Genomic DNA, 13,088 nt, shown 5'->3' with positions numbered 1-13,088 from the left:
CGTTCAAGCCTCGCTCGGCTAAGCTGATGCCATGGTGCGGCTTTTATTACTCATTTTGACGAGTGCCTTGTCGGCATGTGGCGGGGGTGATGGCGCCAGTTTTGCGCCACCGACGGCTGCAACGCATTGCGGGGTCAATGTGGGTGACAAGCGCCTCACCGGAACGGTCATGTTGGTGGAGGACGGTGACACCATCTTCGTTGCAGGGGAGCGGGTTAGGCTGGCCAGCATCGATGCCCCGGAGTGGCGCCAAGCCTATGACCAACAATCTCGGGCGGATTTGGCCGTCATGGTTTTGAACCAGACGGTCACCGTCACCTATTCGGAAAAAGACCGCTTCGATCGGGTGGTGGGCACCGTTTTCAAGACCGATTGCACCAACGTCAACCGGAAGATGGTCGAAGAGGGCGCAGCTTGGTATTACGAGGCTTACAAATGCGAGATCGACATTCGCCAACGAACGGCCTATGCGACCGCACAAGCTGAGGCTAAAGCTACCTCAAGGGGCCTATGGTCACGGTCGGACAATCCTGTGGCCCCTTGGGTGTACCGCAACGGGGTAGAGGCCAAAGTGCCTGCAAGCTGTCCGAAGGGCGATGCAGCTTCGATCTAACGAATTAATTGGGATCTGACCCCAATTAATTCAGCTGCCCGAATGGGGATGCGGCCTCGTTGTAAATGGGCGTATTTGCCCGTTCTCTTTGAAAAAGCCATCCACAGCGGGTTTTCCCTCTCTAAAATCAGGCTTTCCCGATTACATACCCCCTCCTCCCATGACCCAAGTCACCAACACCGTGCGTTTTGTGCTCGACGGCCGCATCGTCGAAGCCCAAGGCGAGCGCCGCACCACCACCGTTCTGGACTATTTGCGCGAGCAAATGCACCGCACCGGCACCAAAGAGGGCTGCGCCGAAGGCGATTGCGGCGCTTGTGTGGTCATGGTGGGTGAGCTCAATGCGGCCGGCACCGGGGTGGACTATGTGGCCACCAACGCCTGCATTCAGCTGCTGCCGTCGCTGGACGGCAAATCGGTGAAAACCATCGAGAGCTTGAAAAAAGCCGATGGCAGCATGCACCCGGTGCAAGAAGAGATGGTCAAGTGCCATGGCTCGCAGTGCGGGTTTTGTACGCCCGGCATCGTGATGAGTTTGGTGAACCTGGTGCAGGTCTTGCCCACCCCCAACCGCCAGCAAATCACCGACTCGCTCAGCGGCAACCTGTGCCGTTGCACCGGCTACAAGCCGATCATTGAGTCGGCCACCAAGGCCTGCGCCAAGCCCGCGGGGCTCAAGCTCGACGACAGCGCCGATGTGCCTTTGCTCAAGGAAATCAAGCGCTCCAGCGTGCCCACGCTGAGCCTGGACGGTGACATCATCGTGCAGCCCGTGGTGCGCACCAAGAAGGGCAACGAGTTTGTCTCGCCCGCCACCCTGGCCGAAGTCGCCGACTATTTGGCAAAGCACCCCACGACCACACTGCTGGCAGGCAGCACCGAAATCGGTCTGCAGGTGAACAAGCAGTTCAGCCGCCCCGACCACATCATGTATTTGGGCAATGTGGCCGAGTTGCGGCAGATCCAAGAGACCGACAAAGCCTGGCGCATTGGCGCGGCCGTGTCTCTCACGCAAGTCGAAGCGCTGGTGGCCCAGGCTTACCCCGACTTCGCCGAAGTGCTGCGCCGCTTTGGCTCACCCCCCATCCGGTCGACTGCCACGCTGGCGGGCAACATCGCCAACGGCTCGCCCATTGGCGACACCATGCCTTGCCTGATGGTGCTGGGTGCCAGCTTGTTGCTGCGCCGGGGCGAGAAGACCCGCAAAGTGCTGCTGGACAACTTCTACACCGGCATGAAGAAAAACGTGATGGAGCCCGGTGAGTTCATCGAAGCGGTGGAGTTGCCCAAGCCCGTAGAGGCCCAAGTTTTCCGTGCCCACAAGGTGAGCAAGCGTTTTGAACAAGACATTTCGGCCACCTGCGCCGCCATCAGCTACACGCTGAAAGGCGGCAAGTTGAGCGGTGTGAAGCTGGCCTACAACGGCTTGGCGCCATCGCCTTGCCGCCCGCCCAAGCTCGAAGCCGTGCTGGAAGGCCGCGTCCCATCCGAGGTGAAAGCCGTCGAGTTGGATGCAGCGATTGCCGCCAGCTTCACTGCCCGTGACGGTTTGCGCGCCACTTGGGCTTACCGTGCTTTGGTGGCCCGCAATCTGGCCCTTGAATTCATCGAAGAACAATCTTGAAACCTGGGGATAGACCAATATTTGCGCAGCAAATTTGCTCTGCCCCCTCACTCTAGAGGCAAGAATGAACGCTCCTACCGCACTCAAAAACCTGTTGCCTGTTTCGGGCGTTCAGCAAGGCACTGACATCGTTCACGAGTCCGCGCACCTGCATGTGACCGGCTCGGCCACCTACATCGACGACATTCCTGAGCACGCAGGCACTTTGTACGCCGCGCTCATCTTGTCGCCCGTGGCGCATGGCGAGTTGATCGGCGACGGCATCGACCGCGCAGCGATTTTGAAAGAGCACGGCGTTGTGGCGGTCTACACCGCCAAAGACATCCCCGGTGAAAACAACTGCGGCCCCATCGTCCATGACGACCCGTTCCTGGCCGCTGGCAAGGTCGAGTTTGTGGGGCAGGCCGTGGCTGTGGTCGTGGCGCGCGACATGCTCTATGCCCGCGAAGCCGCCCACAAAGCCAAGGTGCTGGTGAAAGAACTCACGCCCATCTTGACGATCGAAGAGGCGATGGCGGCCAACAGTTTCATCATGCCGCCCAAGGGCATCACACGCGGTGACGCAGCAGCGGCGATTGCCAATGCACCGCACACAATCAAAGGCAGCACCCGCACCGGCCAACAAGAGCAGTTTTACCTGGAAGGTCAAATCACTTACGCGGTGCCCAAGGAAGACGGTCAGCTCACGCTGTACGTGTCGACCCAGCACCCCGATGGCAACCAGCGCGAAGCCGCACACGCCCTGAACCTGCACACCAACGATGTGGAGGTAATTTGCCGCCGCATGGGTGGCGGCTTTGGCGGCAAAGAAGGCAACGCCAGCATCTTCAGCCAAAGCGCTGCATTGGCCGCGTTCAAACTGCAAAAGCCCGTCAAGCTGCGCGTGAACCGCGATGACGACATGACCATCACCGGCAAGCGCCACGATTTCCGCATCGATTACGAAGTGGGCTTTGACGACAACGGCCGCGTTTTGGGTGCCAACATCACGCTCATGTCGCGCTGCGGTTACAGCACCGACTATTCGGGCCCGGTGAACGACCGTGCTTGCTTGCACATCGACAACACTTACCACCTGCCCGCGCTCAAGCTGGTCAGCCACCGCTGCAAAACCAACACGCAAAGCGCCACCGCTTTCCGTGGCTTTGGCGGGCCACAAGGCATGTTCGGGATCGAGACGGTGATGGACGAGATTGCGATGACTTTGGGCAAAGACCCTTTGGAAGTGCGCAAGCTCAACCTCTACAAAGACCCCGCCATCAGCGGCACGCCCGACACCATGACCACCCAATACAACCAGTTGATTGAAGACTGGGTGGGTGACCAGGTGATCGATCAGGTGGAGCAGGAATCGAAATACGCCGAGCGTCGCGCCGAGGTGCAAGCCTTCAACGCCAGGAGCAAAACCCGCAAGCGCGGCATGGCGCTCGTGCCTTTGAAGTTCGGCATCAGCTTCACCGCCACGCACCTGAACCAAGGCGGCGCGCTGCTGGTGATTTACATGGACGGCTCGGTCAGCTGCAACCACGGCGGCACCGAAATGGGCCAAGGCCTCAACACCAAGATGGCGCAGGTGTGTGCCGATGGTTTGGGCATCAGCGTGGACCATGTGCGCATCACCGCCACCGATTCACAAAAAGTGCCCAACGCTTCGGCCACTTCGGCTTCGAGCGGTGCCGACATCAACGGCGCGGCCATCATGAATGCGACGATGCAAATGCGTGAGCGCTTGAAGCCCGTGGCGGCCCGCATGTTGGGCTGTGCTGAAGGTGATGTGACTTTCGCGAATAACGAAGTCCATGGTGGCAGCAAATCCGTCAAGTGGGCCGATTTGACCAAACAAGCGTACATGGAACGTGTGGGCTTGTCGGTCACGGGTTTCTACATGACGCCCGAAATCAAATACGACTTCGCGACCCTGAATGGCCGTGCGTTTTATTACTACTGCTACGGCGCGGCCGTGAGCGAAGTCGAAATCGACACCCGCACCGGCGAGTGGTGGCTCAAAGCCGTGGACATCGTGCACGACGTGGGCCGCAGCATCAACCCCGCATTGGACAGGGGCCAGATCGAAGGCGCTTATGTGCAAGGCATGGGTTGGCTGACCATGGAAGAGTGCATTTGGGACAAAAAGGGCAAGCTGCTCACCCACGGCCCCAGCACTTACAAGATTCCGGTGGCGGGCGACATTCCAGAGCATTTCAATGTGAGCTTGTTCGACAACGCCAACTTGAAACCCACGCCTTTCAACAGCAAGGCCACCGGCGAGCCGCCTTTGATGTTGGGTCTTTCGGCATTCTTCGCCTTGCGCGATGCTGTGGCGGCCAGCGCCGACCACAAAGCCGTGGTCTACATGGACGCCCCAGCTACGCCCGAACGCATCCTGATGGCTTGCGAAAAAGCCAAGGCCACTGCAGGGCTGTGAGGTCTTGATTTTTAGGAGCAGCCCCATGTCAGACGATCCACGGTGCTGCGGCACCGGCACTTGCATCATCAACGCCGAAGGCCTGTGCTGGTGCGGCCAGCGCTGGGATGGCGAGAAGATGTGCTTCATGCCCGAGCCTGCGGCGCAGCCAGACCGCCTTGCCAAGAGCGACACCACCCCGCAGTCACTGCGCGCCGGGCAGGACTGAGCGCATGAGTGGCCTGCGCCCGCGCCCCGGCCACTGTGCGCTGTTTCCCCTCACTTTGTTCTGCGCAGGGCCACGGCTGTGAGCCAGGGCACGCCGACGGCTGAAACCCCAACCGCCATGCACTGGCGCGACCCTTTCCGGGTGCGGAGTTTTCGCTTCCAGTGGCCTGCCGATCTGGCCACATCCTGGGCATTTGAGATGGAGACCATCGTGCTGGGCTGGTTCATCCTGGTCGAGTCGGGCTCGGTGATGATGCTGGTGGTGTTTGGCTCGTTGCAATACTTGGGTTCTTTGGTTTCTCCCATGTTTGGCGTGGTGGGCGATCGGCTGGGTTACCGCCGCATGCTGTATTGGTCGCGTGCCCTGTATGCGGCGCTGGCCGCCACCTTCATGCTGCTGGCCTGGTTGCAGGCCCTCACCCCCATGATCGTGCTGTTCATGGCCGCTTTGGCTGGACTGGTGCGGCCGTCGGACATGATGATGCGCAACGCCTTGATTGCGCAGACTTTGCCGCCCCGGCATTTGCTGGGCACACTGGGCATTTCGCGCATCACCTCGGATTCGGCCCGCATTGCGGGTGCATTGGCCGGTGCGGGTGTGGTCGCCTGGCTGGGCATGACTTGGGCTTACGCGCTGATCACAGCGCTTTACACCCTCAGTTTTGTGCTGTCGCGCGGCGTCTCGGATGGACCTGCACAAACAGCCGTCAAAGATGCCCCGCGCCTGTCGCCCGTGCGCGACTTGCAGCTGGCCTTTGGCTATGTGTGGACTCGCCCGGTGCTGATGGCCGCCATGGCCTTGGCGTTTTTGGCCAACCTGCTGGCCTTTCCCTTCTCTTTGGGCTTGCTGCCCTATGTCGCCAAAAACATTTACCTGACCGACCAGACGGGGCTGGGCTGGCTGGGTGCCAGCTTTGCTTTTGGCGGTCTGGTGGGCTCGGTGGTGCTCAGTTCGCACCGCTTTGCGTTTCGCGCTGCGCAAACCATGGTGCTGGCCGGGGCGGTTTGGTTTGCGGTGGATGTGCTGTTCGCCTTCAGCACGCATCTGGGCATGGGCATGGCCTTGCTGTGGTTGGCCGGCCTGGCACAAAGCCTGACCATGACGCCACTGGCCGCCGTGATGCTGCGCGCCACAGAGCCCGCCTACCGGGGCCGTGTGATGGGCATGCGCATGCTGGCCATCTGGGGTTTGCCATTGGGCCTGTTGATGTCTGGGCCGCTGATTGACCGCTGGGGCTATGCCGCCACAGCCGGCATGTATTCGGTCTTGGGCTTGCTGTTCACTGGGGCCATGGCGGTGTATTGGCGTGCGCACATTTGGGACCGCAAAGCCCCGGCCAATGCACCTTTGTGACGCGAGCACGATGAGCCCTGCTGTGACCAAAGCGACAGCGTCCAATCGGCCGTGGGCGCACAGTGCTGGTGCATCCTGGCCCGGGTCAATACGCCTGTGTCTGAAAGCTGAAATTGACCATGACGACCTTGACCTCTTCTGCGGCCACTGTGCCAGAACCACCCGCTGACCACCCCCGCGTGGTGCGGGGCCTGCTCAACATCGCGCACGCCTTGGACCATTTGTTCTTGCTGATTTTTGCGGCGGCGGTCAGCACCATCGCGACCGACATGGGCCTGGCCCAATGGCAAGACCTGATGCCTTACGGCGCAGGGGCGTTTTTCATGTTCGGTCTGGGTTCTTTGCCCGCCGGTCGCTTGGGGGATTTGTGGGGCCGCCGCAGCATGATGCTGATTTTCTTTTTTGGCATTGGCGCAGCGTCTATCCTCACGGCGTTCACCCAAACGCCTTGGCAACTGGCCACAAGCCTCACGCTGATCGGCGTGTTCGCTTCGATTTACCACCCGGTGGGCATTCCGATGCTCCTGGAACGCTCGTCCAACCCGGGCGCAACCATTGGCTTCAATGGGCTCTCAGGCAATCTGGGCGTGGCGGTGGCTGCCTTGCTCACCGGTTTTTTGATCCAGTGGTTCGGCTGGCGGGCGGCTTTTGTTCTGCCCGGTGTGGTGGCCTTGGTCTGCGGCTGGGTGTTTGCCCGCACTTGCCCGCAAGAGTTATCCTCTCCTGCCAAGCGCAAGGGCGGCGCCAAGGTCAGCCTGCCCGCGCCCATGTTGGCGCGTGCGCTGGTGGTCATGACGGCAGCGGCTATCACCAGCAGCGTGCTGTTCAACTTCACCACCAACGGCAACGGACCTTTGATCACCGAGCGCTTTGTGGGCGTCATGGAAGACCCCGCCAGCTTGGGCCTGTTGCTGGCGCTGGTCTACGCCGTGGCCTCGGTGGCCCAGGTGGTGGTGGGGCACCTGATCAACCGTTTTCCGCTCAAACACTTTTTCATGTTCATGGTCTTGGCGCAGATTCCCATGCTGATCTTGGCCTCTCAGGCCCAAGGCTGGTGGTTGTTTGTGGCATTGACGGGCGTGATGGTGTTCATCTTTGGCGCCATTCCTTTCACCGATTACATGATCGCCCGGTATGTGGACGATCGCTTGCGTTCGCGCGTGTCGGGCATGCGTCTGGGCGTGTCATTCGCGGTCAGCTCTTTGTCGGTCTGGGCTTTGGGGCCGGTCGTCAAGGCCATGGGGTTTGGCAACTCGCTCTTGCTGCTGGCGGGGTTTTCGGTGGCCACCACGCTCATTTTGACTTTGCTGCCCGGCGCGTCGCACGAGCAGACGACGCCGGCCTGAGCCTTGCCTTCAGCCGGAGAGTGCCAGACCTCAGCGCACCCAAGGGTTCTGATCAGTCCTGTCCCTCGGTCAGTGTGTCGAGCTGAAACTTGCCGCTTTTGTGCCAAAGCCATACATCGGTGTAGGTGACCTGGCTCATGTACTTGGGCACCGGGTAAGGTGCAGAGGAATTGACCATGCGCTCGATCTCTGCCATGACGTGCGGCGCATGCTTGGGCGCTCGCATCCAGTGGACCGCTTTCACCGAACCTTTTTGGTCGATGTCCACATTCAGCACCCCCACGGCTTCGAGCAAGGGGGGCATGCGGCCTTTGTAGATGCGTTGTGCATGCAGGCCGTACAAATGGCCAGCAGCGTCCTTGCGGTACTCCCTGCTGCTGCGGGCCAGTGATGTGGGACCGGCAGGTGGGATGATAGGCTCTGGAACCTGTACGACCGGCGAAGGCGGTGCTGCTGGTAGCGGCGGCGGTGTAGTAACGGCTGGGGGTGGTGTGCTGCATCCGATCAAGACCCCCAAAGCTGCAGTACCCAGCACCGAAAAAAAGCTTTTGACTTGCTTGTGCATCTGACTCGAACGTTGCGTCATGGTGAGCCTTTGTCCTTGGCATACTCTTCGTGGCTGTTGATTGTGGCATTGACAGGCTTGAGCGGGCAAGTCAGCCAATGGCCTTAACTTTGAATGGACCCCATAGTGTGAATTGGATTGAAAAAGCATTGAAGCTGCTTGCTTCCGACAAAGCCGTGTTGGTCAGTGTGCAGGCCACGCAGGGATCCGTGCCGCGAGGGCCAGGCACGCACATGATGGTGTCTGCCCAGGGCATGGAGGGCACCATTGGGGGTGGGCACCTGGAGATGCAGGCGATCGCGCATGCGCAGCGTTTGCTGCTTGGGCAGACCGAAAAAACGGTTTTGCGTCAGGTTTTGGGCCCCAGTTTGGGGCAGTGTTGCGGTGGCGTGGTCGAGTTGGCTTTCGAGCGGGTCGAGGCTGCCGACGTGCCGCGCTTGCGAACGCAGTTGATGCCTGCGCGCACCCCGCTCACGCTGTTTGGCGGTGGACATGTGGGAAAGGCCCTGGTCCATACTCTGGTGCCCTTGCCCTTTGCCGTGCGCTGGGTGGACAGTCGCGACGAGATTTTTCCGGTTGATGTACCCGAGGGTGTGGAATGCGAACACTCCAACCCGGTGCAAGCGGCCGTGGCCGATCTGGCCGCAGGCAGCAGGGTGCTGATCATGAGCTTCAGCCATGCAGAAGACCTCGACATCGTGGTCGCTTGCCTCAGGCGTCAGCGCGAGCGGGGTGATCTGCCTTTTGTGGGCCTGATCGGCAGCCAAACCAAATGGGCCACCTTCAGGCACCGATTGCAAGACCGGGGGTTCACTGCCGATGAACTCGGGCACATCACCTGTCCGATTGGCGTGCCAGGAATCACCGGCAAGGAGCCAGAGGTCATTGCGGTGGCCGTGGCGGCGCAACTCTTGCAAACGCTGTGAAAGCTATGGCTGATGTCAGGTGCATTGGGGCGGTCAAGGGGTGTTGGTTTTCGCCGATATTGGCCCGCTGATCAAAACTGGATCGGCGAGCTTAAACTGTATACACTTCGGTGCACTGGTCGCAGCGGCGCAGGTTCCTCTTGGAACATGTTCGCGACCGCATACCCGCTCACAGGGCCCGCGGTGGTGAGCAGGTTGGAGAATCCTTCATGGAATCGTATTTTCTGGAATGGGCCAATTTGTTGCTGCGATGGGTGCACGTCATCACCGCCATCGCCTGGATTGGCTCTTCGTTTTACTTTGTCTTTCTGGACAACAACCTGCAAAAACCCAACTCGCCCGACTTGCTCGAAAAAGGCGTAGGCGGCGCCATGTGGGCGGTGCACGGCGGCGGTTTTTACAACCCGCAAAAGTACATGGTCGCCCCCAAGATCATTCACACCAAGCTGCACTGGTTTTATTGGGAAAGTTATTCCACTTGGCTGACCGGTTTCGCGCTGTTCACGGTGCTCTATCTTTACAACGCGGGCACTTTCCTGATCGACAAGTCGCTGATGGACTGGACCCCGGTTATGGCGGGCTCGGCCGCTGTGGGCATGCTGGTGGCCTTTTGGTTTGTTTACGACATCATTTGCCGCGTGTTTGGCTTCCGAAAAAACGGCGAGCTGATCGTGGCGGGCTTGATGATCGTGGTCGTGGCGTTTTGTGCCTGGCTGGCCAACGAGCTGTTTGCAGGGCGCGCCGCCTTTTTGCTGGTGGGCGCGATGATCGCGACCGCCATGAGCGCCAACGTGTTCTTCTGGATCATCCCCGGCCAGCGCAAGGTGGTGGCCGCCATGACGTCCGGTGAATCCTATGACGCCAATGCGCTGGCCATCCACGGCAAGCGCGGCAAGCAACGCAGCGTGCACAACACTTATTTCACGCTGCCCGTCATCTTTGCGATGCTGAGCAACCATTACAGCTTTTTGTACACGCACGAACACCGCTGGGTGCTGCTGTTTGTGATGATGTTGGCGGGTGCTTTGATTCGCCAGTTCTTTGTGCAGCGCCATGCCTTCCACCTGGGCCGCGCGGCCAACCCCTGGCCTTTTGCGGCGGTGGGCGTGGTGATGATTTTGGGTGTGATCGTGGCCTTGCGGCCTGCGCCGCCCAAGGTCTCTGCAGTGCCTGTCCAGCCGGTGAGCTTTGCCCAGGTGCAAAGCCTCGTCAGTCAGCATTGTCTGTCGTGCCACAACGCTCAGGTGCAAATGAAAAACGTCCGCTTGGACAGCCCTGAACAGATCAAGCTACACGCGCAAAACGTCTACCAACAAGTGGCGGTGACCAAACAAATGCCCATGGGCAATGCCACCGGCCTGACCGAAGAAGAGCGCGCCATGATCGGGCGCTGGTTTGTGGCGGGGGCCAAGCTGGACTGAAGGGCTGGGACTCTTGATCGGTTCATGCCGAGCAGCCGTCACCCGACCCGCAGCGGCAACCCCCAACCCTGCCGCAGTTCAAGCTGGTTTGTCTGGCGGTGCTTCAAACTGCTCTGCGTTCTTGCCTTTGAAGGGCGCATAAAACGCCTTGATGGCGACCATGTCCTCATCTATGTCGCCCGTGGGGTAGAACAGGGGGCCCAGGCCACTGACTTTGCGCGAATAGTCCATGTAGGCCATCACGATGGGCACCTGCGCTTGCAGCGCGATGTAATAAAAGCCGGTTTTCCAATAGCGCGTTTTGCTGCGCGTGCCTTCGGGGGGCACCACCAGGTGCACCGAGCCTTCGGCTTGGACCAATGCTTGGGCGCACGAGTCCACCAAGTTGGACGCTTGGGAACGGTTGACGGCGATGCCGCCCAGCCAGCGCATGACCGGACCAAAGGGAAACGAGAAGATGCTGCTTTTGCCCATCCAGTAAATCTGCAAGCGCAACACATACGCCACCATCAGGGTGTAGGGCAGATCCCAATTGCTGGTGTGCGGCGCAGCAATGACCACGCATTTGGTGACACCCGCAGGCAAACTGCCATCGACCTTCCAGCCTGTGACTTTGAGAAATGCCAACGAGAAACCGCGCAAGGCGGTGTTGACGATGGGGGTGTCAAAAATGGTGTGGTGCATGGCGCACGGACGGTCAACGGAAATTGGCGAAGGTGTCTCGGGGAGCACTGATTATGTCTGTCAAATTTGATCCATTGGGCCAACTTCTGAGTTCGCATCCAAGATCAAAACCACCCACCCACTGCATACGGAATCAGCACCGCCCCCGCAATGCCGTGCAGCCCCATGCCCAGGCTGGCATAGGCCCCGGCTTCGGCATTGACGCTGAAAGCGCGAGAGGTGCCAATGCCGTGGGCGGCCACACCCAAAGCAAAACCGCGCTGCCACCAGGCCGTGATGCGCAAGGCGTCCAGCACATAGCGGCCCAGCACCGCGCCCAAAATGCCGGTGCTCACCGCAAAGATGGCGGTCAGGGTGGGCGAGGCCAGCACGCGTTCGGCAATGCCCATGGCAATCGGCGCGGTGACCGACTTGGCCACCAGACCGCGCACCAAGGCTTCGTCCACCCCCAGCCAGCGCGCCACGCCCACGGCCGTGATCACCGAGGTCACGCCGCCCGCCACCAGCGACAGCATCAGCACACCCATTCGCCCCTTGAGCGAGGCAAAACCTTTGTAGATGGGAATGGCCAGCGACACCGTGGCCGTGCCGAGCAAGAAGTGCACAAACTGCGCGCCTTCAAAGTACTGGGCATACGGCATGTCGAGCACGCTGATGCTCAGGCACACCAGCACCACCGCGATCAACACCGGGTTGGCCAGCGGGTTGCGCTGGCTGCGCTCGTATAGGGTGAGGCCGATCAGGTAAGCGCTGAGCGTGAGCACCAAAGCCAGCAGCGGGCTGCCCGAGAGGTAAACCCAAATCTCGGAGATGGCGGGCAGGTCGGAGCGTGTCATGGGGTTCATGGCCTCAGTCCTTGGGTGCCAGCAGCTTGAGCACAAGTGCCGTCACCGCCACCGTGGCCAGCACGCTGATCACCAGCGCCGCGCTGATGGCCCAGGCATGGGCCCGCAGCACCGGCAAATAAAGCACCACCCCCACCGACGCCGGAATGAACAACAGCCCCAAGTGCTGCAAGATGCTGCTGCCCACCAGGTCCATGGACGCGGGCACATGGCCACGCAGCGCCAAAAACGCCAGCAACAACACCAGACCCAGCACCGGGCCGGGGATGAAGGGCAGGGCGAACTTGGAGAGCAGCTCGCCCAGGGCTTGGAAGATGAAGAGTTGAACGAGGCCTTGGATCATGGCCACAGTGTAGACAGCTTGCGTTGGCGTTGGGGGCGAAAGACTTGTGATCTGAGTGCGAGGATATCGGCGGGGTTTCTGACGCTGAAAAGTGCTACGCCAAAGGCGTTCGGTGGCTAAACCCCTGAAACCACCACGTCCATCGCCGCAATCAGTGTGCTGGCTTGCGCTGCCAAATTGCCCTCCACTTGCCGCAAGCTGCGCGTGGGCAAGGGTGCCGTGTAATGGGCCAGTGCGCGCAGGCGCTGGCCGCTGACTGTAACCACGGGGCAAAGTTTGTCAGGTGACTTTTCTGCAAATTCAAGAGTGGCCAAAGGAATGGTCATGCGTGTGGCCAATGCATCCAGCAAGTCACTCTGCACGACCACCACATAGGGAATGCCGTGCGCAGCGCTCTCGCTGGGATTGGCGTAAACATCAAACTGCGCCATGGCGTTTTACCAAGGCCGCAAGTCGGCACCGGGGATGCCTTGCTTTTCTACCCAAGTGTTCTGCGCGGCAATCCAGTCGCCAAATTCAGTTTCAAACTTCTTCTTGCGTGCAGCCAGACTGCTGCTGTTTTGATTGGCTTGTAAAGCCCGGTATTGCTCAGCCGACAAGATGACGGTGTCTATTTGCCCCGCTTTTTCTACAAATACGGGTTCGCGCTTGGCAAGGGCGCAAATGCTGCCAAAACGGTTTTTTGCTTCGGTGGCGGTGATTTGCATGGCGGGCTCCTGATGGATGGCTATTTTA

At 60.2% G+C, this 13,088-nt stretch carries 14 protein-coding genes; 8 read left to right on the top strand and 6 right to left on the bottom strand.

What is annotated here, in order from left to right; translation table 11 throughout:
• The first annotated feature begins 31 nt into the window (after positions 1–31).
• From HEQ17_RS10395 to HEQ17_RS10370, 6 genes are all read left to right on the top strand, one after another.
• Positions 32–613, top strand: a complete 582-nt coding sequence (locus HEQ17_RS10395; RefSeq protein ID WP_296292675.1) for a thermonuclease family protein — start codon at positions 32–34, stop codon at positions 611–613.
• Positions 614–773: 160 nt separating this feature from the next.
• A complete protein-coding gene (gene xdhA, locus HEQ17_RS10390; protein WP_296292674.1) occupies positions 774–2,237 on the top strand; it encodes a xanthine dehydrogenase small subunit in 1,464 nt (487 codons plus the stop codon).
• Between the two features lie 64 nt (positions 2,238–2,301).
• Positions 2,302–4,662, top strand: a complete 2,361-nt coding sequence (xdhB, locus tag HEQ17_RS10385) for a xanthine dehydrogenase molybdopterin binding subunit (protein ID WP_296292673.1) — start codon at positions 2,302–2,304, stop codon at positions 4,660–4,662.
• Positions 4,663–4,687: 25 nt separating this feature from the next.
• Positions 4,688–4,870 carry a hypothetical protein gene (locus tag HEQ17_RS10380; RefSeq protein ID WP_296292672.1) on the top strand — a complete coding sequence of 61 codons (183 nt, stop codon included), beginning with the start codon at positions 4,688–4,690 and terminating at the stop codon, positions 4,868–4,870.
• Between the two features lie 117 nt (positions 4,871–4,987).
• Positions 4,988–6,223 (top strand): MFS transporter, encoded by a 1,236-nt coding sequence (locus tag HEQ17_RS10375; RefSeq protein WP_296292671.1) that lies wholly within the window; start codon positions 4,988–4,990, stop codon positions 6,221–6,223.
• A 119-nt stretch (positions 6,224–6,342) separates the two neighbouring features.
• On the top strand, positions 6,343–7,569 hold the full coding sequence (locus HEQ17_RS10370; protein WP_296292670.1) for an MFS transporter: 1,227 nt from the start codon (positions 6,343–6,345) through the stop codon (positions 7,567–7,569).
• 52 nt (positions 7,570–7,621) lie between these two features.
• Here the strand turns inward: HEQ17_RS10370 and HEQ17_RS10365 are convergent, their stop codons facing one another.
• Positions 7,622–8,155, bottom strand: a complete 534-nt coding sequence (locus HEQ17_RS10365; RefSeq protein ID WP_296292669.1) for a hypothetical protein — start codon at positions 8,153–8,155, stop codon at positions 7,622–7,624.
• Positions 8,156–8,232: 77 nt separating this feature from the next.
• Between HEQ17_RS10365 and xdhC the strand changes: the two genes are divergently transcribed.
• On the top strand, positions 8,233–9,060 hold the full coding sequence (xdhC, locus tag HEQ17_RS10360) for a xanthine dehydrogenase accessory protein XdhC (RefSeq protein ID WP_296292668.1): 828 nt from the start codon (positions 8,233–8,235) through the stop codon (positions 9,058–9,060).
• Between the two features lie 209 nt (positions 9,061–9,269).
• Positions 9,270–10,481: a urate hydroxylase PuuD gene (locus tag HEQ17_RS10355; RefSeq protein WP_296292667.1), complete on the top strand. Its 1,212-nt coding sequence runs from the start codon at positions 9,270–9,272 to the stop codon at positions 10,479–10,481.
• A 78-nt stretch (positions 10,482–10,559) separates the two neighbouring features.
• Here the strand turns inward: HEQ17_RS10355 and HEQ17_RS10350 are convergent, their stop codons facing one another.
• The 5 genes from HEQ17_RS10350 to HEQ17_RS10330 form a co-directional block, all read right to left on the bottom strand.
• Positions 10,560–11,165, bottom strand: a complete 606-nt coding sequence (locus tag HEQ17_RS10350; RefSeq protein ID WP_296292666.1) for a lysophospholipid acyltransferase family protein — start codon at positions 11,163–11,165, stop codon at positions 10,560–10,562.
• Between the two features lie 104 nt (positions 11,166–11,269).
• Positions 11,270–12,010 carry an LrgB family protein gene (locus tag HEQ17_RS10345; protein ID WP_296292665.1) on the bottom strand — a complete coding sequence of 247 codons (741 nt, stop codon included), beginning with the start codon at positions 12,008–12,010 and terminating at the stop codon, positions 11,270–11,272.
• 4 nt (positions 12,011–12,014) lie between these two features.
• Positions 12,015–12,353 (bottom strand): CidA/LrgA family protein, encoded by a 339-nt coding sequence (locus tag HEQ17_RS10340; RefSeq protein ID WP_296292664.1) that lies wholly within the window; start codon positions 12,351–12,353, stop codon positions 12,015–12,017.
• A 116-nt stretch (positions 12,354–12,469) separates the two neighbouring features.
• The gene (locus tag HEQ17_RS10335; RefSeq protein WP_296292663.1) at positions 12,470–12,784 is read right to left on the bottom strand and encodes a CcdB family protein; all 315 of its coding nucleotides are present in this window, start codon (positions 12,782–12,784) and stop codon (positions 12,470–12,472) included.
• 6 nt (positions 12,785–12,790) lie between these two features.
• On the bottom strand, positions 12,791–13,060 hold the full coding sequence (locus tag HEQ17_RS10330) for a type II toxin-antitoxin system Phd/YefM family antitoxin (RefSeq protein ID WP_108322307.1): 270 nt from the start codon (positions 13,058–13,060) through the stop codon (positions 12,791–12,793).
• Positions 13,061–13,088 lie beyond the last annotated feature (28 nt).

Source organism: Limnohabitans sp. (genome assembly GCF_023910625.1).
GTDB lineage: Bacteria > Pseudomonadota > Gammaproteobacteria > Burkholderiales > Burkholderiaceae_C > Limnohabitans_A.
This window is presented reverse-complemented; position numbering and strand designations above follow the sequence as displayed.